Genomic DNA, 21,353 nt, shown 5'->3' on the forward strand with positions numbered 1-21,353 from the left:
GAGCGCAGCCCGATGGTGACACCGATGGACAAAACGCGCCCCGCCGTTCAATTTCTCAACCGGGCCTGAGGCCATGCGATCAAGACGTCGCCAGACCCGGGGGTGAAATCGCCATGCGCAGCCTTCGAGTCACCGTCGCCCTGGCTGGCTTGATCCTGACCACCGGCGCAGGCGCGCCAAGTCTGGCCGCGCACCCCAGCGCGCCGAAGGCCGTGGTGGCCTTCCCCGGCGCGGAGGGGGCGGGTCGTCTGTCGGTCGGCGGACGCGGCGGAGCGGTGATCCGGGTGACCAATCTGGACGATGACGGCCCCGGCAGCTTGCGCGCCGCCGTCGAGGCCAAGGGCCCGCGCACGGTCGTGTTCGACGTGGCCGGCACGATCGCGCTCAAGAGCGAACTGAAGATCGCCAATGGCCAGATCACCATCGCCGGACAGACGGCCCCGGGCGGCGGCGTCACCCTGCGCGATCACACCCTGGTGGTGGCCGCCGACGACGTGGTCATCCGCTTCATCCGCTCGCGCCTGGGCGCCGAGAGCCGGACCGAGGGCGACGCGATCTGGATCGCCAAGGGCCGCCGCATCATCCTGGATCATGTCTCGGCCAGTTGGTCGGTGGACGAGACCCTGTCGGCCTCGGCCCGGTTCGACAATCCCGACCAGGGCTTTTTTGACCTGACCGTACAGTGGTCGATCATCGCCGAGAGCCTGGCCCATTCGCTCCACGCCAAGGGCGATCACGGCTATGGCAGCCTGGTGCGCGGCGGCAAGGGCTCGAAGATCAGCTTCCACCACAATCTCTGGGCCAACCACATGGCCCGCATGCCGCGCCCCGGCAATTATGACGGGCCCGACAAGGACCCCGTCGGGGCGTTCATCGAGTTCCGCTCCAACGTCTTCTACAACTGGGGCAAGGGCCACGCCGGCTATGACGCCGACAAGGCCGCCCTCGCCGCCTATAATTTCGTCGACAACGCCTATGTCGCCGGACCCAATTCCGAAAGGATGGTGGCCTTCCAGGAGAGCAACAGCCTGGCGAGGGCCCATTTCGCCGGCAACAGCATGAACGGCGAGATCCCGGCCGATCCCTGGAGCCTGGTGACCTTCACGATCCCCGAGCCGGCGGGCTATCGCCAGGCCGCACCGATCGACATCGCGCCAATCGCCCCCGACCCGGCCCCCAGCGCCTATGCCCGCGTACTGGCCGACGCCGGGGCCAGCGTCAGCCGCGACGCCGTCGACCTGCGGGTGATCGAAGGCGTGAAAACCAGGACCGGCAAGGTGATCAACAACGAACAAGAAGTCGGCGGCTGGCCGGCCCTGGCTCCGGGCCAGGCCGCTTCCGATACCGACGGCGACGGCATGCCCGACGCCTGGGAGCGCGCGCACGGCCTCAACCCCGGAAAGGCCGACGGCGCGTCTCTGGCCAGGGACGGCTCGGGGTGGACGAATCTGGAGCTTTACCTTGCCGATGCGGCGAAGGTGCGGGGATAGAATGAGCCAAACCCGTCGATACGATCGGGAAGCCACCGCTTAAATCTTCCCTTTTCAAGTCCGCGCCGTTGGAACAACTTGGAGGGGCATGGAGGGGGGCGATGCAACGGTTTCTTCATCGACCGATAGCGGTGTTCATACTGCTTTTCGCGGTCGCGTGCGGTGGATCCTTCCTTCTGCCGCACACGGTCAGTTCGAAGCTTCTTTTCTTGGCGGCCCTGGTGCTGTTCGTTGCCTATGTCGGCCTCAGCCTGCTGCTCAGAAACAAGCCTCCCGGCAGCGAGGACGCCGCTCATGAATAGGCGCCGTGCCCTTTGGTCCGCACTCGCCGGTCTCATGATCGCGACGCCCTTCTCCGCTCAAGCCCAGCTATCGGACAAGGACGTCACGGCCTACCTGTCCCTGTCGGGCGTCTTCCTCAAGATTCTGGGCGCGTTCAACAGGGTCGGCGACCTGATCGATGCGACCCGCTTTCAGATCGCGCTTGAGGACTGCGGTCGCGACCTGGGCAAGGTGGGCGACGCCAAGCGCGCCGTGCGCCAGCTGCTATTCGCTTCACCCTGCCCGGCGCCCGAACTGTTCGTCGCGCGCGGCCGCGAGTTGAGAGACAGCCTGGATGCATTGAACCGGTCGACGACCAAGGTCCAAGAGCATGTGATCGATGCGGATCTCAAGAAGGACATCGACGCCGCAGCCCGCCAGTTCAAGGCGGTCGAGTGGACCAAAGGCTGGATGTTCGAATTAGCCGGCTACTGCGGCGACAAGCCCGAGGCCAAGGCGGCCGCGAAACGCAGCGTTTCAGCGTCGCTCGCGGCCGTGATTCAATGTCAGGACGATGCGACGGCTATGAAGAAGCAGCTAAAGGCTTATTTGGCCCAGATCGCGCCGCCTCCGAGGTAACATCGCGACACGCTCGGCTTGCCCCGCCTTTGCCCTGCCCGTGCTTTCCGCTAAACCCCGCCCATGTCGCACAACACCTTCGGTCACCTGTTCCGTGTCACCACCTGGGGCGAGAGCCACGGCCCGGCCTTGGGCTGCGTGGTCGACGGCTGCCCTCCCGGCATCGCTCTGACACCAGAGATGATCCAGGGCTTCCTCGACAAGCGCCGCCCCGGTCAGGGCAAGTTCGTCACCCAGCGCCAGGAACCGGACGCGGTGCGCATCCTGTCGGGCGTGTTCGAGGACGCGCGCACGGACGGCCTTCGCACGACCGGTACGCCGATCAGTCTGATGATCGAGAACACCGACCAGCGCTCCAAGGACTATGGCGACATCGCCCAGGCCTTCCGACCGGGCCATGCCGACTATCCCTATTTCGCCAAATATGGCGTGCGCGACTATCGCGGCGGCGGCCGCAGTTCGGCCCGGGAAACGGCGGCGCGCGTCGCCGCGGGGGCCATCGCCCGCCTGGTGATCCCCGGCGTGATCGTGCGGGCGGCCCTGGTGCAGATCGGCCCCTACAAGATCGACCGGGGCAACTGGGACTGGGCCCAGTGCGAACAGAACCCCTACTGGTCGCCGGATGCGGCGATCATCCCGGTCTGGGAAGAGCATCTGGAAAAGATCCGCAAGGCCGGCTCCTCCACCGGAGCCGTGGTCGAGGTCGAGGCCATCGGCGTGCCCGCTGGCTGGGGCGCCCCGCTGTATGGCAAGCTGGACGCCGAACTGGCCGCGGCCCTGATGTCGATCAACGCCGCCAAGGGCGTCGAGATCGGCGACGGCTTCGCCTCCGCCACCCTGACCGGCGAAGACAACGCCGACCAGATGCGCATGGGCGATGACGGCCCAATCTTTACCAGCAACCACGCCGGCGGCGTGCTGGGCGGCCTTTCGACCGGCCAGCCCGTCGTGGCGCGCGTGGCCTTCAAGCCGACCTCCTCGATCCTGATCCCGAGAGAGACCGTCAATGAGGCGGGCGACGAGATCGAGCTGCGCACTAAAGGCCGCCACGATCCGTGCGTCGGCATCCGCGGCGTACCCGTTGTCGAGGCCATGACCGCCTGTGTCCTGGCCGACGCCTTCCTGCGGCACCGGGCGCAGACCGGCGGCGGGGCCTATCACCCCGGCCAGGACGACCGCCTCTGAGGCCAACGGTCGGCGTCTCGCGCTCCTATGGTATGATCACTGAAAACATTCAGGTTTCCGGATTGACCATACGGAGTCCCGCATTGTAAGAATTCGCCAAGTGCGATGGTCGAAACCGATCAATCTCGCATAGGTTGCGCTCATGCGCGTCCACAAGAGCGAGAACGCGTGCGCTTCGATCTGCTGAAAGTCCTGCTCGTCGATGACAATCAGCACATGCGGTTGCTGCTGACGGAAATCCTGCGCGCCCTGGGGGTGCGGCATATTTTCGAGGCTCTGAACGGGATCGAAGCGCTGGACATGATGGGCCGCGTACCGATCGATATCGTCATCACCGATCTGAAAATGGGCGCGCTGGACGGCATTGAATTCGTCAACCAGCTCCGTCGCGCGCCCGACAGCCCCAACCCTTTTGTACCCGTGATCATGATCACCGGACATTCGACCTCGCGACGCGTGAAAGACGCGCGCGACGCGGGCGTGAACGAATTCCTGACCAAACCTGTGACCGCGCGAGGCTTGATCAATCGCCTGACTCTGCTGATCGAGCAGCCTCGCGCCTATGTCCGCTGCGACACCTATTTTGGTCCCGATCGGCGACGCCACGCCCGATCCGACCACAAGGGCCCCTGGCGACGGGCGGAAGACGCCATCGCCGTCTGACGACGCTCACCTCGTCTTAAGGCCTGTTAGTCATGATAGTGCGGTTATCTCTCAGCTGGAGCGCGCCATGACCGTCCAACGTCTGATCATCGCCGCCGTCATCGCCTTGACGAGCCTGAGCTTGCAGGGCTGCATGGCCGCCAGCGCCGTCGGCGCCGTAGCCGGCACGGCCATCGGCGTGACCGGAGCCGTCGTCGGCGGCGCGGCCAAGATCGGCGGCAAGGCCGTGGTCGCCACAGGCAAGGCCGTCATACCGGGCGAAAACCCCGCTGACGCTGACCAGCGCCGATACGAAGAATGGAAACGCTCCCACTAGTTCCGGCGCTAAAGGCTGAGCGCGCAGCTCTCGCCGATCGTCGGGCGCGAAATCACCACGCGCGACAGCCCCGGGAACGCCGGCGTCAGACGCTCGGCGAAATAGAGGCACAGACGCTCCAGGGTCGGACTTTCCAGGCCGGGTCGATCATTGAGCAGGCCATGATCCAGCTCGGCGGCCACGGCCTTGAGCGCGGTGTCCAGGCTTTCCAGGTCAGCGACCCAGCCGGCGTCCTGCATCGCGCCCTTCACGCTGGCTTCCACCTTGAACGAGTGGCCGTGCAGTTTGCGGTAGCGATGGTCGGCGGGACCTTGCTCGATATAGTGAGCCGCGTCGAACGTCGCGGCCTTCGTGATCTCGAAGACGGGCTTCATCGGTTACTTCTTTTTGACAAGGCCTGGGAGGCTCTAGCGCGTCGACCCTGTCACCAAGTCGAGCGCCTTATCCGTCAGGGCAGGCCGAGATATTTGTGTGTTTGGACGCTTAAACGCCATTGAGGGTGGGAAAGGCAATAGGCGACCGCCAATTGCGTGTTCCGATCACGGTCCGGGCCATCCATCGGCTGCAGGTAAAAGCGTTCGAAATCCAGGCTCTCGAAGCGTTCCGGCGGGGCCTTGTCCTGCGGATAGACCAGTTTCAACTCCTGGCCTCGCGTCTGCACGACCGGCGCATCGGCCTTGGGGCTGATGCAAACCCAGTCGATGCCGTCAGGCGCTTCGACGGTGCCGTTGCTCTCCACCGCGATCATGAAACCCCTGGCGTGCAGGGCCGCGATGGCGGGCGGATCCAGCTGCAACAGCGGCTCGCCGCCGGTGCAGACCACGAGCCGATCCTTCGCCCCGCCCGTCCACGCGGCCTCGACCGCTTCGGCCAGGGCCTCGGGCGTGGCGAACTTGCCGCCGCCCTCGCCGTCCGTGCCGACAAAGTCGGTGTCACAGAAGGTGCAGACGGCCTTGGCGCGGTCCTGTTCGCGACCGGTCCACAGGTTGCAGCCCGCGAAGCGGCAGAACACCGCCGCCTTGCCCGCCTGGCCGCCCTCGCCCTGGAGGGTCAGGAAGATTTCCTTGACGCTGTAGGTCACGGGGCCAGGACCTCGCGCCCCGCCGCGTCCCAGTCTTCATAGCCCTTCTGGCGCAGATCACAGGCCGGGCAGTCGCCGCAGCCGTGGCCCCAGGGATGCAGGTCGCCGCGCTCGCCGCGATAGCAGGTATGGCTCTCGACCACGATCAGATCGACCAGATCTTCGCCGCCCAGTGACTTGGCCAGGGCCCACGTCTGGGCCTTGGTCAGGGTCATCAGCGGGGTCTCGATGCGGAAGTCGCGATCCATGCCGAGATTGAGCGTGGTCTGCATGGCGTCCAGGGTATCGCGGCGGCAATCGGGATAGCCCGAAAAATCGGTCTCGCACATGCCGCCGACCAGGGCCGCGATCCCGCGCCGATCGGCCAGGGCCGCTGCATAGATCAGGAACACCAGGTTGCGGCCCGGAACGAAGGTCGAGGGTAACCCCCGATCGGTCATCTCGATCGCCCGATCAGCCGTCAGGGCGGACTCGGCTACGGCGCCGAAGCCTCTGAGATCCAGCACATGGTCCTCCCCTAGGCGATCTGCCCAGTGGGGAAAACGCGCGGCGATCTGATGGCGCACGTCCACGCGCGCCTCCATCTCGATGACATGGCGCTGGCCATAGTCGAAACCCACGGTCTCGACGCGGTCATAGCGTTCAAGGGCCCAGGCCAGACAGACGCTGCTGTCCTGGCCGCCAGAAAACAGCACCAGGGCGGCGTCAGTCATGAACGGATCTCCGGCCCGGCAGGCGCCGGGGTGCGTAAAGGTCAAGGGAAGACACCATGCCCCTCCTCTACACGAGGCGGGGGCGGCTCGAAACGGGCCAGGCGGCATAAGGCCGCAGGACGGCGCAGACCGGTCGTATCAAGACGCGCTGAGCAAGTTGGTGACCAATAATACCTGAACCATGAAGAGAAATAGTCTTTCAACCTCTTCCCACGGTTTAATATCAACTTTCCAAATCCGGATCGCCAAGTTCCGCAACGTAAAGGCCAAACCCATTTTTCTAAAATTGATAAAAACTTGCGACAAAAAGGAGAGCATGGCGTCAGCGAAAGTGAAAAGGCGTAACCTATCGCTGTTCACCTAGAGCGGCGCCAGTTGACAGCCAAACCCCGCAAGTATGCAATCCTCCAATGCTGCGAAGGGCCCGCCGTACACCCGCGCAGCGCTAAGAGTACGGCGCCGAGGAAACAAACGACGCTCGCAGGGTCCGCCATAAGGATCCGCGGTGTTCAGGGAGGGAATTCGAATGTCGCAATCTTCGCGTTTGCGGAGCCTGCTGGCTATGGGCGCTTCGGCGGCCGTGCTCGCAGCCGTCGCCACACCCGTTCTGGCTCAACAGGCCCAGAACCAGCAAAGCAACGTCATCGAGGAACTGGTCGTCACCGCCCAGAAGAAGGAAGAAGCCCTTCAGGACGTACCAATCGCGGTGTCCGCCTTCAGCCAGGACACCCTTGAAGCCCAGAAGATCGACGGGGGTCCAAATCTTCAGCAGGCCATCCCGAACGTCACCTTCGCCAAGAGCAACTTCACCAACAGCTTCAACTTCCAGATCCGCGGCATCGGCGCCAAGGCCGTCGGCGCGTCCGCTGACCAGGGGGTCGGCGTTCACATGAACAACGCCCCGCAACAGTCGGGCACCCTGTTCGAAGCCGAATTCTACGACGTGGAACGCGTCGAAGTGCTGCGCGGCCCGCAAGGCACGCTGTACGGCCGCAACGCCACCGGCGGCGTGGTCAACATCATCACCGCCAAGCCGACGGATACCTTCGAAGCGATGGTCCGCGCCGAAGTCGGCAACTACGGCAGCCAGAAAATCCGCGGGATGGTCAACCTGCCGATCTATGGCGACAAGCTGGCCGTCCGCCTCGCTGGCACAGTGGTGAAGCGCGACGGCTTCGTCACCAACACTTACAACGACCACAAGGTCGACGACCGGGATCTCTATTCGGGTCGCGTCCAGGTAATGTTCAACCCGACCGAGAAGCTGCGCACGAATTTCCTCTGGGAACGCTTCCACGAGGACGACTCCCGCGCCCGCACCGGCAAGCAACTTTGCACCAAGGACAATGGCCCAGCCACAGTCGGCGGCGTCCCGACCGGCGCCTCGCGCGTGTTCCTGACCCAGGGCTGTCTGCCGGCCTCGCTGTACTCGGCATCGGCCTATGGCACCGTCAATTCTTCGGGCACCCTGACCGGCCTGCTGGGTAATATCTTCGGCTTCACCTCAGGCGACGTGAATGCCGGCGGTACAACCTCGACTGATTTGCAAAAAATCGCGACCGCGCTTGATCCGATCTACCAGTCGAAATCAGACACCTACCAGTTCACCTTGAACTATGACTTGACAGATCAACTGTCCCTGACCGCCATGACGTCCTACGGCAAGGGTGACGTCTATACGAAACAGGATTACAACAGGAACGTATCTTCTGTTCCGTTTAACAACACTGCCTTTACGCCGGGCGGATATTTCAATGACCCGCAGATTGGCAACACCAACAAGTTCACGACCATCGATATCTCGTCGGGCCGCTCCGAGCAGTTCAGTCAGGAACTGCGCCTGCAGTCGAACTTCGATGGACCGCTGAACTTTAACGTCGGCGGTATCCACTTCACCTACCGGACGCTGACCGACTACTACGTGATCGGCAACTCGCTGACCCTGTCGTCCCTCGCCCTGAACTATTCCAAGACCGGCAATCCGAACTGCAATCCGGCGACCACCGCCAACTGCATCGGCATCGACACATCGGCCACGCCGACCGGCGACGGTCACAACTATTATGACAATCGCACGCCCTTCACCCTGGTGTCGGACGCCCTGTTCGGCGAACTATACTTCCAGGCCAATGATGATTTGAAATTTACCCTGGGCCTGCGGCAGACCCGCGACAAGAAGGCGGTCAAGAACTACTCAACCGTTTTGCTGGCCCCAGGCAGCGGCCTGACCCTGAACCCGACCAACCCCGACCAACGGGCGCGGTTCAGCGAAATGACCGGTCGTTTCGGCTTCGACTACAAGGCGCACCTGCCCTTCACCGACGACACCCTGCTCTACGCCTTCTACTCGAAGGGCTATAAGGGCGGCGGCATCAATCCTGGCGTCCCGGCCAACTCAGTAGGCATCAGCCAGACCTTCGAGCCTGAGTTCGTCAACGCTATTGAACTGGGCACCAAGAACACCCTGATGGGCGGCAGCCTGCTCTTCAACGCCACCGGTTTCTATTATGACTATCAGGGCTACCAGATCTCGAAGATCGTCAACCGCACCTCGGTCAACGAGAACGTCAACGCCTCAGTCTACGGCCTGGAAATCGAGTCGATCTGGTCACCGGTCTATAATCTGCGCCTGAACACCAACATCGGTTATCTCCACACCAAGATCGGTGACGGCGTCAGCTCAATCGACACCATGAACCGAACCCAGAGCAACCCGGCCTATACGGTCGTGAAGGTCGGCCCGAACGCTTCGTCCGTCGGCGCCAACTGCGTGCTCACCACCGCCGGCGTGGCCACGATCCTTGGCGCCGGGGCGGGGGCCACCCTGCCCTTCGCCTGCACCGGGGCTGCGGCCTATCAGGGCTTCCTCGCCACGCCGGCGGCCCTGGGCGGCGCGGGCCTTCCCGCGGCGACGGCAGCCTTCCTGGCCAACGCCACCGGCCTCTATAACTATGGCGCCGGCTATTCCATCGAAGGAACCTCAGCTGACCTGTCGGGCAATGAACTGCCCAACTCCCCGCATTGGACCGCCTCGGTGGGCGCCCAATATACCTGGGACTTTTCGGGCGGCTGGTCAGCGACCCTGCGCGGCGACTATTACCGCCAGACTGGTCAGTATGCCCGCGTCTATAACACCGACTACGACAAGCTGAAGTCGTGGGAGAACGCCAACATCACCCTGAAGGTCGAAAAGCCCGAATGGGGGCTGTCGGTCGACGCCTATGTGAAGAACCTGACGAACGATACGCCGATCGTCGACGCCTACACAACCGACGACTCGTCGGGCCTGTTCACGAACGTCATCACCCAAGAGCCGCGCCTTTACGGTGTGAGCGTCACCAAGACGTGGTAGCCGATCGTCCCTGACGGGACGGTCCTCTCCAGGGGGCGGCGGAAGTCATTCCGCCGCCCCTTTTTGTGATCGATCACGAACGACAGAAACTACGCCAACGAGAATCCGCCGTGACTTAACGACTCCGCAAGGCCGTAGCGGGCAATGTGCCCGTTCACAGACGCCAGCGAAGCGGCCGCATGGAAACGCTATCTCGTCTCATTGATCGCCGCCTACCGGTCGCCCCGGACACGTCCTGCAAGGACGTTCTGGCGATCTTCACGGCTGATCCCGGCGCGGCTTCGGTCGCCATTGTCAAAGACGGCGCCCCTGTCGGCCTGGCCTATCGCGACGTGCTGATCGGCATGATGGCGGTGGCCGGCGACAGTCTGAAGGACCGTGAGATCAGCACGGTGATGGACGCCGAGCCTCGGCTCGTGAACATTTCGGAAAACCTCAGCGCCTTCTTCAATACGCTCGCCGAGAGCGCGACTCCGCTCTTCCGCACATCCTTCATCGCCATAGACGACAACGGACACTTTGTCGGCGTGGGCGGCCTGGGATCCCTGCTCACCTCCTATCGGCGCCGCCAACACGAGGCCAGGGACGCCATGGCTCTGGTCGAGCGCATGGCCCAGGACATCACCCACCACCTGGATGGCGTGTTGGCGATCACCGAACGTCTGGAACATCAGCACCTGACGCCCGACGCCAGCGCCTTCGTCCGCGCGATCGGCGAGACCAGCCGCGACACCGGCGTGATGCTCAGCCGCGCCATTGATCTCCATCGCTCTTCCCTGGGCCACCTGCCGATGAATCCGGCGCCGGTGCGCCTGCGGGATCTGGCCGATGCTGTCGAAGCCCGCTGGTCGGCCCGCGCCGCCGAGGGGGGCTCCACCCTGCTCTTCTCCTACAACGGCGACCCGGAATGCGGCGTCGAGGTCGATAGCCTCCGCCTGCTGCAGGTGTTCGATGCGTTGATCGAAAGCGCCCTGGCCAGCGGGCGCGGCGTCATCGAGGCCTGCCTGCAGGCGCGCATGGACGCCGAGGGCGTACATCTGGAAGGCAGCGTTCGCGACAACGCGAGCAGTTCGGCCGACGACCGGCTCGAGCGCCTGTTCAGTCCTCTGGGCGCGGCGCGCATTGAAGATCGCACCGAAATGGCGTTGGGGGTGAGCATAGCCCTGGCGCACCGGATCATGCGCGACCTGAACGGCGCGGTGACGGCTGAAGCCAATCGCGGCGCCGGCCTGACCGTCCGCTTCGCCTTCAACGCGCCGTCCGCCATCGTCGGCGCCATCGCCCCCGAAGAGCCCACCGTCGACGCCCCGGCCGCCCATATTCTGATCGTGGACGACAACGCCACCAACCGCATGGTCGCCGAAGCGCTGTGCGACATGTTCGACTGCACCTCCGAGCAGGCCGTCGACGGCGTGGAGGCGGTGGAGATGGCGCGCAGCGGGCGCTTTGACCTGATCTTGATGGATATAAAGATGCCGCGCATGGACGGCGTCACCGCCAGCCGCGCCATCCGCGAGATGCCCGGTTCGCTGGCGACCACCCCGATCGTCGCCCTGACCGCCAATGCCGATCCTGCCGACGTTCAGACCTATCTGGCGGCCGGCATGCAGGACGTGGTCGAGAAGCCTATCAAACCCGAGCGCCTGGCTATGGTCATCAACGCCCTGCTCGGCGACGCCAAGGAAGAGGCCGCCGCCTGACGCGCGCCTGAAATCGGCCAGGTCGAGCGGTCCGTCCTGGCCCCGCGCGAGGGCCCCGAGAGGCTCCCCGCTGACGCGCTTTTCCAACGCCTGCGCCGTCAAGCCTGGCCTGACGAATCAAGGATCGTCGAGACGAGGCGTCGCATCGCCTCTCGACGTAAAACCGGCCCAAAACCCCGACAAATTGCCCATTTTCGCCGTTTCAGACCCATTTTGGGTACGAAACCGTTTCCACCGCGGCCTAATGCCGCGCCGGTCTTTCGCCCCCCTAAAGGTCGTGTCATTCTGAATAGACAACTGTTGGAGGCGAAAACATGAGCGAAGAAACCGAAGGCCGGCGGCCCAATCCGGTCGACCTGCATGTCGGCGGACGCGTTCGCATGCGCAGAAAACTACTGGGCGTCAGCCAGGAGCAACTGGCCGATTCCCTGGGGCTGACGTTTCAGCAGGTCCAGAAATATGAGCGCGGTGCCAACCGCGTCAGCGCCTCGAAACTGTATGAGATCGCCCGCACCTTGCAGGTGCCGGTGTCGTTCTTCTTCGATGGGCTAGCCGACCCGATGTCGGGCTCCGATCCTGATGAAGTGGGACTGCACGCCGAGCGCGTCGTTCAACAATTCCTGACCACGCCGGAAGGCATGGAACTGGCTGAAGTGTTCCCCCGCATCGGGCGCAGCCGCGTTCGCCGCCAGGTTCTCGACTTGGTTCGCGCCATGGCCGACGAAGCCGGTCGCACCGACGCCGCTGCCTGACACAGGGTTTTCTGACGCTGCCTTGAGGACCTCGACAGGACACTGTCGAGGTCTCTGGCGTTTTGGACCTCAGCTCGCCGAAGCCCGCCCCTGAGACGCCGTCCAGATATTCTTGGCGGTGCGGGCGGAGGCGTGGGTCAGGCCGCGTAGATCGTGGGTTTTGAGGATTTTGAAACCGACATCGCGATTCTTCTGCCAGGCCAGTTGAACATCGTGAGCCAAACCGGCCGCCAGATCGACAAGCTGCGCCTTGGCGGGCGGCCCCGCGCCGGCCAACATCTGCACCCGAGCGCCGCCTTCTGACACGTCCCGGATGACGCAATCCCACGCGAAGGCGCCGCACAGCACCTTTCCCGACCTGTTGGTCGCGAGACGAGGCGCGCCTCGTCTATCGCCCTCTCCGCCTGACGCGTACTTCGACATGATCTCATAAACGCATGGCGCGGTTAATCGGCAGTGCAGGGGGCGAATTTTACACGCCCCGGCGACCCATCGGCCCAATTAGCCATCTGAAACATATAAGTTTTGTCACGCACCCGACATAGGATGGCCTCCCGGCGCGCCTATGGCCCGCCCTTAGCCCCTGCCTCTTGTAGCCGGACATGGAAAACCGTGACGGCGCAGGACCACCGCCAACGGCGATCAGGCTTTGGGTCAGGCTAAAGCGCGTATTTTCTGTACCGACACAGAGACTGCGACGCCGCCGCGACATATTGACCAGGGGATTGTCCGACGATCCGACGCACCCCATTTTCGAGTCATCGGCAGGTCCCCACCGTCGATACCCGCTGGCCGAGGATGCTTTGCTTTCCTCGGCCGGCAACTCTCCGGCGGGCGCCGGATCAGCCAAAATGCAAAGGAAACGAAAACCGTCCTGGTGGTTGGAGGCGGGATCGAACCGCCGACCTGTGGGTTATGAATCCACCGCTCTAACCATCTGAGCTACCCAACCGCGCCAGGGCGGAGCGGCGTCATACGCTCTCGCGGCCAGGGCTTCAAGCCTTGGAAAGCATCAAGTCGACCATCGCTTCAAGTCGCCGCGCCAACTGGGCCGGGCCGTAGTCCGACAGCACCAGATTGCGGGCGGCCTCGCCCATCGCCTTGGCGGTGTCGCGGTCGCCGATCATTTCGGCCAGGGCTTCGGCCAGACGATCCGGATCATCATCGGGCGTCAGGCGGCCATTGACACCCGGCTTGATGATCTCGATCGGGCCGTCGATCTCCGAAGACACCACCGGCAGCCCCACCGCCATGGCCTCCAGCAGGGTCAGGGGAAAGCCCTCCTGATGCGACGGAAAGGCGAAGACGTCGCCGGTGGCCAGGAAGGCCGAGACGTCGCTGCGCCAGCCGACCAGCGTCACGCAGTCGGCCAGGTCCAGTTCAGCGATCAACGCTTCCAGATGCGCGCGTTCGGGGCCTTCGCCGGCGATCTCGCAGACCACATCGACTTCCCAGGCGCGCAGGCGCTGGATGGCGCGGATCAGGCCGTCAAAGCCCTTCTTGAGGTGCAGCCGGCCAGCGGCGACGATGCGGACGCGGGCCTCGCCCCGCGAGAACGGCGCGGCCCGGGCGGTCGTCGGCGGCACGGCGTTAGGGACGAAATGGACATGGTCCGCCGGCGCGCCGCGCTCGACGGCAAGGTCAGCCAGGTGCCGGCCGACACAAAGGTAGTGCGCGCCGGGCGTCACATCGAAGACCGGCTTGTGGACACAGACAGCCATCACCGTACCCGGCGCGGCGGCCCTATCGAACAACCGTGCGGGGCGCTGGCCATGGCTGAGGATCAGGCCCGGCCTGACCGTGCGGGTCAGGCGGCGGGCGGCGCTCACCGTCACCGGGTCCCAATCGGTGAAGGCGGGAATTTGGCGCAGCGGCGGCGTCCTCCCGGCCTGGTCGAGGGCCACCTTGCCGCCCTTGCGGACCACGCCGACACAGGTCCCGCCCCGCCGGGCGGCGATCGCTTCCAGGATCGGCTGATAGTCGAGAAACACCTGCTCGAGACCGCCCAGGCCCTTGCCCAGCATGGCGTGCAGGATGTTGGTCAAGGCGTGCTCCGGATCAGGCAGGATGGGCGCGGACCATCCAAGGCTGGGTCTTCAGTGTCAACGCGCGGCGCGAAGATCGCCGGCCAGCAAAAGGCGCAGACCCAAGGTGACCATCACCACACCGGTAAAGCGCTCCTGCCACGCCCTCCGTTCCGGCCGACGCGACAACCAACCGCCGACCGCGCCCGACGCAAGGGCCGTCGCCCCCAAAACGATCAGGCCAGACAGCTTTTGCAGACCGCCCAAGATCAACAGTTGCAACCAAACCGGGCCCCGCGCGGGGTCCACGAATTGCGGCAGGAACGCGAACATGAAGAGCAATGGCTTGGGGTTGGTCAGATTATTGATCGCGCCTTCGCGCACGGCCCGCCAGGCCGAGACAGGAGCGACCTCCCGCGCGGGAACCTGTCCGGCAAAGCTCCCCATGATCAGCTTCGCGCCCAACCAAACCAGATAGGCCGCCCCTGCGCAGCGCAGGACCATCAAGGCCAAGGGCGCGGCCGCCAGCAACGAAGCGACACCCAGGACCAGCAGCGAAACCTGCACGACGCCCGCCACCACGATCATGCCCAACACAGTCAGAAGGGCGACGCGGCGACCCTGGCCGACCCCACGCCCGACAACCAGCATCATGTCCGGCCCGGGGGTAATCTGCAGAACGAAGAGCCCCGCCCCGAAGGTCGCCAGGGTTGTCAGGCTGAACATCGGCTAACGTCTCCCCAGCAACCGCGTCGCGACCTCTTCGCCGATGGCCAGAGAACTGGTCAGGCCCGGACTCTCAATGCCGAACAGCGCCATCAAGCCGTCGAGACCGTGATCATCGGCCCCGCGCAGCTGAAAGTCCGGCTGCGGCTCGCCGGCGCCATGCAGCTTGGGCCGCACGCCGGCATAGTCGGCCGATAGCGCCCCCTCGGGCAGGGCGGGCCAGAACTTGCGGATATAGGCCGCGAACACCTCGGCCTTGGCCGGATCGACCGAATAATCCGGTTGCGGAACAAACTCGAGATCGGGCCCGAACACCGCCTGGCCGCCCAGATCATTGCGATAGTGAGTCCCCAGGGCGCCGTGGATTGGCGGCGGATAGATCAGGCGCTGGAACGGCGCCTTGCCGGTCAGCCGGAAATAGACGCCCTTGCCGAAATAGCCCTTGGGAATGCGATCGGCCGGATAGCCGTCGATCCGCCCCGCCACGGCCTGGGCCGACAGCCCCGGCGCAGTGACCAGCAGTCGGCAGGTCAGGGTGGTCGGCTCGGCCCCGCCGGCCCGAACCGACAAGCCGCCGCCAGGCAGCGCCGCCGCGCCTTCGAACGGCGTGGCGATCACCACCGCGCCGCCGGCCGCCTCGATCTCGCCCTGCAGGGCCAACATGTAGCCATGACTGTCGAACACGCCGCTTTCCGGCGACAGCAGGGCGGCGTGGGCGTTCAGGCCCGGCTCCAGCGCCATGGCCTGCTGGCCGGTCAGTCGCGCCATGCCCTCGACATCGTTTTCCTGGGCCTGGACCAGGATGTCATCGAGGCGCGAGACCTCGGCGTCGCTGGTGGCCACCACCAGCTTGCCGCACTTCTTGTAGGCGACGTTGTGCCGGTCGAGAAAGCCGTACAGCGCCCGCCGCCCCTGCACGCACAGCCGCGCCTTCAGCGATCCCGAAGGATAGTAGAGCCCGCCATGGATCACCTCGGAATTGCGCGACGATACGCCCTGGCCGATGTGACCCTGCTCTTCCAGCACCGCCACCACCAGGCCGCGCTGAGACAGGGCATAGCCGCAAGCCAGGCCGACCGCGCCGGCCCCGACCACGACGGCGTCGAAATCAAAGGCCTGGGTCACGCGTCGGCGGCCCGCGCCTTCAGGTCCGCCAACATTTCGGAAAGCGAGATATTGCCCGCGACCTTCTCGTCCGGCTCGAACTCTTCGGCGACCAGTTCGTCCAGCAGGGCTTCAAGCTCGTCGGAGCCTCCGACAATCTCGGCGGCGCGCCGATAGTTCAGCTCGGCCAGCTCCGCAGCGACGCCCTCTTCGAGCGACGCGAATTCGCCACGCTCCACCCGCGCCAGAAGATCGGCGGCGTCTTCGGCGGTCAGCTGCACCGTGACGGGACTGGGATTGATCGGCTTTTTCATGGCCGCAAGCCTAACACGAACCACTCGCCGCGCCAGTTCCGCCACGATTGACAATCTCCGCGCCGCCGACATGGTCAGTATCGCAGCGCCCGAAGAGCAGGGCGCGCTTTCCGGGGGGAACTCAACCATGGACCGCGTCACGCCCGTCGCGCCCGCGCGCAACGATCTGATCGACACCCTGCGGGCCTTCGCCCTGATCGGCGTGTTCATGGTGCACATGTTCGAGCAGTTCGAGATCTACTGGACCTCGCCGACCCAGAACCTGACCCATCAAATCATTGCCACCTTCGCAATGGGCAAGGCCTTCTCGCTGCTGGCCCTGTGTTTTGGTCTCAGCTTCTTCCTGCTGATGGACCGAGCCGCACGGCGCGGTGAGGACTTCTCGCGACGCTTCGTCTGGCGGATGGTGCTGCTGGCCCTGATCGGCGTAGCGCATGGCCTGATCTATCGCGGCGACATCCTAGTGGTCATGGCCCTGCTGGGCATCCCGCTGATCCCGTTCTATCGCGCGCCAACCAAGGTGCTGGCCGGCGCAGCGGCCCTGTTCCTGCTGCAGCCCTGGATGTGGGCGCAGGTCGCCATTGCCGCCTCGGGCGCGCCCTGGGCCAATACGCCGCCCCACCACTGGACCGATCCGGCCCTGGCGATCTACCAGACCGGCAGCCTCGCGGCGGTGCTGAAGATCAACCTCTATGAAAGCCAACTCACCAAATGGTGGTTCTTCATCGAGACCGGCCGCCTGAGCCAGGTGCTGGGCCTGTTCCTGATCGGCCTGATGCTGGGTCGGAACGGGTTCTTCGACGCGCCGCAACGCTTTGTCACCCAACGCCGCGTGGCCCTGGTCGTGTTGGCGGCAGCCGCCCTGGCGCTGCATCTGGCCAAGCCGCATTTGACCGCCCTGCTGCCCGCGCCCCCCGCGCCCGGCATGGCCCGGGTCGTCGTCGGCAATCTGCTGGGCGGCTGGTTCGACGTGACGGTGATGGGGACCTATGTGCTGCTGATCGTCGAGGCCTCTCAGGGCTTGGCCGGCAAGGCCCTGCGGCTGCTAGCCCCGATGGGCCGCATGACCCTGACCTTCTATGTCACCCAGTCGTTGATCTGGGTCCCGGTGTTCTACGGCTTTGGCCTGGGCGCCTGGAAGACCTTGCCGCAGTCGGCGGCGCTGTGGCTGGGCGTCGGCTATCTGGTCGTCCAGGCGGTGATCGCCCAGCTGTGGTTCCGGCGCTTCGTCTATGGCCCGCTGGAATGGGCTTGGCGCGCGGCGACCTATCGGACGTGGAGCGTGCCGTTCGTGAAGCGGGCGGACGGTTAGGCCGAGCTGTCCCACCGACCTGGGACGCCCCCTCCGTCACGTCGCCTATCGGCGCCGCGCCACCGTCCCCGCTTCGCAGGGTAGGAGAAGAGACAGCTGCACCCTCCTGCCCCGCGAAGCTGGGGAGGTGGCGCGATGCGAATACGCATCGCGACGGAGGGGGCATACGGCCTTAGCCGACCCACTGCCCCCACAGCCTGGCCTCTTCAGCCTTGGCCTTGACCACCGACGCGTCCTTGACGTGGCCGTAGCCGCGGATGGCCTGCGGGATCTCGGCGATCTTCACGGCAAGAGCCGCGTTCTCGGGCCGCAGGCCGGCCGACAGGCGGTCGAGCGTGACCTCGTAGTCCGCCATCAGGCCGCGCTCCATGCGGCGCTCCTCGGTCTGGCCGAAGATGTCGAAGGCGCCGCCGCGCAGGCCCTTCATCCTGGCCATCAGCGGGAAAGCGTAGTCGAGCATCCAGCCGCCGAAGGCGATCTTCTTCGGCTTGCCGTCAGGACCCTTGGCGCCGATGATCGGCGGGGCCAGCCAGACCTTGGCCTTGCCGCCTTTGAACGTGCCGGCCAGTTCGGCCGCGAACCGACCGTCGGTGTAGAGGCGGGCGACCTCGTACTCGTCCTTATAGGCCATCAGCTTGTACAGATTGATCGCCGCCGCCCGGGTCAGGGGTAGGTCGCCGGCCATGCCGCTGACGGTGATCTCGGCGGCGCGCACCTTGGCCACCTTGTCGGCGTAGCGCCGGGCGTAGGCGGCGTTCTGATAGGCGGTCAGCTCGGCCGTGCGTTTGGCGATCAGCTCGTCCAGCGGCAGGGTCTCGGGCGTGGCGACAGCCTCGAGCTTCGGACCGGCCGCCGACGGATCATGCGCGATCCGGCGGCCCAGTTCGAAGGCCTGCAGATTGGCCTCGGCCGCGACGCCGTTCAGCTTGATGGCGCGATAGAGGGCGCGGCTGGACACAGGGATGGCCCCGCGCTGCCAGGCGAAGCCGACCATGATCATGTTGGCGTAGATGGCGTCGCCAAATTCGCGCTCGGCCAGATATTGGGCCGGACAGGCGTCAAAGCTCTTGGTGGCGGCCTTCACCCGACGCGCCATGGCGCCGCTGTCGAACTTGACGTCGCGGCTGGTGACAAAGTCGGCGGTGGGGGCGAAATCGCTGTTGCCGAACGCGGCGGTGCGGTCCTTGGCGTACAGCGAAAGGCCCTCGGGCGAGGCGGCGACCAGCAGGTCGCAGGCGATCAGCACGTCGGTGCTGGCGGCCGGCACCCGGCCGCCGACCACGGTGTCCTCGGTCTCGCCGATCTTCACGTGACTGAACACCGAGCCGCCCTTCTGGGCCAGACCGGTCATGTCGACCACGCTGCCCGAGCGCCCGTCGATATGGGCGGCCATGGCCAGGATCGAGGCCACGGTGGTCACGCCGGTGCCGCCGACGCCGGTGAACAGGATCTTGCGCACGCCCACCAGCGGTTCGAACTGCGGCAGCGGCGTCGAGTCGGCCGTCAGGGCGGCGGGGGCCTTGGCCGATTGGGCGTTCTCCGCGCCTTCCAGCGTAATGAACGACGGGCAGAAGCCTTCGACGCAGCTGTAGTCCTGATTGCAGCTGGACTGGTTGATCTTGCGCTTGCGGCCAAATTCAGTGGCCAGCGGCTCGACCGAGACGCAGTTGGACTTCACCGAACAGTCGCCGCAGCCTTCGCAGACCAACGGATTGATGAACACCCGCTGGGTCGCCTTGGCCATGGTCCCGCGCTTGCGGCGGCGGCGCTTTTCGGTGGCGCAGGTCTGATCATAGAGCAGCACCGTGGTCCCAACCGTGTCGCGCAGCATCTTTTGCACGCTCATCAGCTCCGAGCGCGGAAACACCTCTACGCCGGGGGCCAGGTCCTTAACGTCGGCGTAGCGGTCCAGGTCGTCGACGACGATCACGGTTTTGGTCACGCCCTCGGACGCCAGTTGGCGGGTGATCTGGGCGGGGGTGAAGCCGCTTTCCGCGCGTTGGCCTCCCGTCATGGCGACGGCGTCGTTGAACAACAGCTTGTAGGTGATGTCGGCCTTGGCGGCGATCGCGGCGCGGATGGCCAGCGAACCGGAGTGGTTATAGGTGCCGTCGCCGAGGTTCTGGAAGACGTGCTTTTCGGTGGTGAACGGCGCCGCGCCGACCCAGGTTAGACCCTCGCCGCCCATGTGGGTGTTCAGGTCGGTGGCCGGATCGTTGAAGCCGGCCATGTAGTGGCAGCCGATGCCGGCCAGGGCCCGCGAGCCTTCCGGCAGCTTGGTCGAGGTGTTGTGCGGACAGCCCGAGCAGAAGAACGGCTTGCGGGCCTGGTCGGCGGCCAGGCTGACGGCGGCGACGCCGGCGGCCGAGACGCGGTCCAGATAGGCGCGGGCCCGCTCCATGTGCGGCCCGTCGGGCAGGCGGTCATAGATGGCCAGGGCGATTTCGGCGACCGACAGCGAGCCTAGTTCCGACAGCAGCGGGTGATGGTGCTCGTCGGTCTTGCCGATGATGCGCGGGCGGGCGTGGGCGGGAAGATCATACAGCGCGGCGCGCGCCTGGGGCTCGATCAGGCCGCGCTTGTGCTCGATGACCATCAGGGTCTCGAGACCGGCGGCGAAGGCGCGGACGCCCAAGGGCTCCAGCGGCCAGGGCATGCCGACCTTGTAGATCGAAACACCCAAATCGGCGGCTTCCTGCAAGGTCATGCCCATGGCCGTGAAGGCCTCCAGCACGTCCTTGTAGGCCTGGCCCTGGCAAACGATGCCCAGACGGGCCTTGCCGACCCGAACACCCGAAGCGCCCAGCACCACGCGGTCGATATGGTTGGCCCGGGCGAAGGCGAGCGCCGCAGGGATCTTGTGCAGGCGCAGCCGACGCTCCTTCTCCATCGGCTGATCCTTCAGCCGGATGCCCAGACCGCCGGGCGGCATCGGAAAGTCGGGGAGGATCACCTTGTGGCGGTCCAGCGACACGTCGATGGTCACGCCGGAGTCCATGGTGTCGGCCAGGGCGATCATGCCGGTCCACAGGCCAGTGAACCGCGACATGGCGATGCCCATCAGGCCGTAGTCGAGCACCTCCTGCACATCGGCCGGCGACAGCACCGGGATCTCGAAGTCCTGAAAGGCGAATTCCGATTGTGACGGCAGGGTCGAGGACTTGCAGGCGTGATCGTCGCCGGCCACCGCCAGCACGCCGCCGGTCGGGAAGCTGCCGGCGAAATTGGCGTGCTTGAAGACATCGCCGGTGCGGTCGACGCCGGGCGCCTTGCCGTACCACATGCCGAACACGCCATCATGAGTCGCGCCCGGGAACAGATTTGCCTGCTGGCTGCCCCATACGGCAGTCGCGGCCAGGTCCTCGTTGAGGCCTTCCTTGAACACGACGTCGTGGGCGGTCAGCAGCTTGCTCATCCGCGCCGCCTGTTGATCCAGGCCGCCCAGGGGCGACCCCCGATAACCCGAGAGGAAGCCCGCTGTATTCAACCCAGCCTTGTGATCGAGTCGCTTGCGATCCAGCAAAACCCGGATCAAGGCCTGCACGCCCGTGATGAAGGCGCGACCATCTTCGAGCACATATTTGTCGTCGAGAGTGACTTCTGAGTGCCTCATGGCAAAAAAATTCCTCCCGGGTCTTCTCGCCCGCTCAGCAATATCTTATAGAAGCGGGGAAATTGTTTGCCCAAGGCATGCCCCTCCCATGGCTGCTTTCGGCACGAT

The 21,353-nt window shown here is 65.2% G+C and carries 19 protein-coding genes and 1 tRNA gene; 10 read left to right on the plus strand and 10 right to left on the minus strand.

Going from position 1 to position 21,353, the window contains the following annotated elements:
• The first annotated feature begins 113 nt into the window (after positions 1-113).
• The 6 genes from ACW18B_RS00295 (at position 114) to ACW18B_RS00320 (ending at position 4,554) form a co-directional block, all read left to right on the plus strand.
• The gene (locus ACW18B_RS00295) at positions 114-1,490 is read left to right on the plus strand and encodes a pectate lyase (RefSeq protein ID WP_492048864.1); all 1,377 of its coding nucleotides are present in this window, start codon (positions 114-116) and stop codon (positions 1,488-1,490) included.
• A 101-nt stretch (positions 1,491-1,591) separates the two neighbouring features.
• A complete protein-coding gene (locus ACW18B_RS00300; protein ID WP_492048865.1) occupies positions 1,592-1,792 on the plus strand; it encodes a hypothetical protein in 201 nt (66 codons plus the stop codon).
• 34 nt (positions 1,793-1,826) lie between these two features.
• The gene (locus ACW18B_RS00305) at positions 1,827-2,390 is read left to right on the plus strand and encodes a hypothetical protein (RefSeq protein WP_492048866.1); all 564 of its coding nucleotides are present in this window, start codon (positions 1,827-1,829) and stop codon (positions 2,388-2,390) included.
• A gap of 63 nt (positions 2,391-2,453) precedes the next feature.
• Entirely contained in the window at positions 2,454-3,575 is a 1,122-nt protein-coding gene (aroC, locus tag ACW18B_RS00310) for a chorismate synthase (RefSeq protein WP_492048867.1), read from the plus strand.
• Positions 3,576-3,743: 168 nt separating this feature from the next.
• A complete protein-coding gene (locus ACW18B_RS00315; protein WP_492051818.1) occupies positions 3,744-4,238 on the plus strand; it encodes a response regulator in 495 nt (164 codons plus the stop codon).
• A gap of 67 nt (positions 4,239-4,305) precedes the next feature.
• Entirely contained in the window at positions 4,306-4,554 is a 249-nt protein-coding gene (locus ACW18B_RS00320; RefSeq protein WP_492048868.1) for a hypothetical protein, read from the plus strand.
• Between the two features lie 8 nt (positions 4,555-4,562).
• On the opposite strand, the gene ACW18B_RS00325 is transcribed toward ACW18B_RS00320, so the two are convergent.
• From ACW18B_RS00325 to queC, 3 genes are all read right to left on the minus strand, one after another.
• Positions 4,563-4,928 carry a 6-carboxytetrahydropterin synthase gene (locus ACW18B_RS00325; protein WP_492048869.1) on the minus strand — a complete coding sequence of 122 codons (366 nt, stop codon included), beginning with the start codon at positions 4,926-4,928 and terminating at the stop codon, positions 4,563-4,565.
• A 74-nt stretch (positions 4,929-5,002) separates the two neighbouring features.
• Positions 5,003-5,635: a 7-carboxy-7-deazaguanine synthase gene (gene queE, locus ACW18B_RS00330; RefSeq protein WP_492048870.1), complete on the minus strand. Its 633-nt coding sequence runs from the start codon at positions 5,633-5,635 to the stop codon at positions 5,003-5,005.
• On the minus strand, positions 5,632-6,348 hold the full coding sequence (gene queC / locus ACW18B_RS00335) for a 7-cyano-7-deazaguanine synthase QueC (RefSeq protein WP_492048871.1): 717 nt from the start codon (positions 6,346-6,348) through the stop codon (positions 5,632-5,634). Before queC ends, queE begins: the two co-directional genes overlap by 4 nt.
• 526 nt (positions 6,349-6,874) lie before the next feature.
• On the opposite strand from queC, the gene ACW18B_RS00340 reads away from it, so the two are divergent.
• The 3 genes from ACW18B_RS00340 (at position 6,875) to ACW18B_RS00350 (ending at position 12,152) form a co-directional block, all read left to right on the plus strand.
• A complete protein-coding gene (locus tag ACW18B_RS00340) occupies positions 6,875-9,700 on the plus strand; it encodes a TonB-dependent receptor (protein ID WP_492048872.1) in 2,826 nt (941 codons plus the stop codon).
• A gap of 179 nt (positions 9,701-9,879) precedes the next feature.
• A complete protein-coding gene (locus ACW18B_RS00345; RefSeq protein ID WP_492048873.1) occupies positions 9,880-11,400 on the plus strand; it encodes a response regulator in 1,521 nt (506 codons plus the stop codon).
• A 314-nt stretch (positions 11,401-11,714) separates the two neighbouring features.
• Entirely contained in the window at positions 11,715-12,152 is a 438-nt protein-coding gene (locus ACW18B_RS00350) for a helix-turn-helix domain-containing protein (RefSeq protein WP_492048874.1), read from the plus strand.
• Positions 12,153-12,221: 69 nt separating this feature from the next.
• Here ACW18B_RS00350 and ACW18B_RS00355 read toward each other — a convergent pair whose 3' ends face one another.
• From ACW18B_RS00355 to ACW18B_RS00380, 6 genes are all read right to left on the minus strand, one after another.
• Entirely contained in the window at positions 12,222-12,575 is a 354-nt protein-coding gene (locus ACW18B_RS00355) for a PilZ domain-containing protein (protein WP_492048875.1), read from the minus strand.
• A 452-nt stretch (positions 12,576-13,027) separates the two neighbouring features.
• Positions 13,028-13,104: transfer RNA gene (locus ACW18B_RS00360), tRNA-Met, on the minus strand.
• 43 nt (positions 13,105-13,147) lie between these two features.
• On the minus strand, positions 13,148-14,197 hold the full coding sequence (locus tag ACW18B_RS00365; protein ID WP_492048876.1) for a glycosyltransferase: 1,050 nt from the start codon (positions 14,195-14,197) through the stop codon (positions 13,148-13,150).
• 57 nt (positions 14,198-14,254) lie between these two features.
• Entirely contained in the window at positions 14,255-14,902 is a 648-nt protein-coding gene (locus tag ACW18B_RS00370; protein ID WP_492048877.1) for a LysE family translocator, read from the minus strand.
• Positions 14,903-14,905: 3 nt separating this feature from the next.
• Positions 14,906-16,027, minus strand: a complete 1,122-nt coding sequence (locus ACW18B_RS00375; protein WP_492048878.1) for an NAD(P)/FAD-dependent oxidoreductase — start codon at positions 16,025-16,027, stop codon at positions 14,906-14,908.
• Entirely contained in the window at positions 16,024-16,320 is a 297-nt protein-coding gene (locus ACW18B_RS00380) for a hypothetical protein (protein ID WP_492048879.1), read from the minus strand. Before ACW18B_RS00380 ends, ACW18B_RS00375 begins: the two co-directional genes overlap by 4 nt.
• Before the next feature lie 127 nt (positions 16,321-16,447).
• Here ACW18B_RS00380 and ACW18B_RS00385 point away from each other — a divergent pair, with 127 nt between their 5' ends.
• Positions 16,448-17,632 carry a DUF418 domain-containing protein gene (locus ACW18B_RS00385; protein ID WP_492048880.1) on the plus strand — a complete coding sequence of 395 codons (1,185 nt, stop codon included), beginning with the start codon at positions 16,448-16,450 and terminating at the stop codon, positions 17,630-17,632.
• 172 nt (positions 17,633-17,804) lie between these two features.
• On the opposite strand, the gene ACW18B_RS00390 is transcribed toward ACW18B_RS00385, so the two are convergent.
• The gene (locus tag ACW18B_RS00390) at positions 17,805-21,245 is read right to left on the minus strand and encodes an indolepyruvate ferredoxin oxidoreductase family protein (protein WP_492048881.1); all 3,441 of its coding nucleotides are present in this window, start codon (positions 21,243-21,245) and stop codon (positions 17,805-17,807) included.
• Positions 21,246-21,353: the final 108 nt, after the last annotated feature.

It is taken from the genome of Caulobacter sp. FV2ps19, from assembly GCF_058681035.1.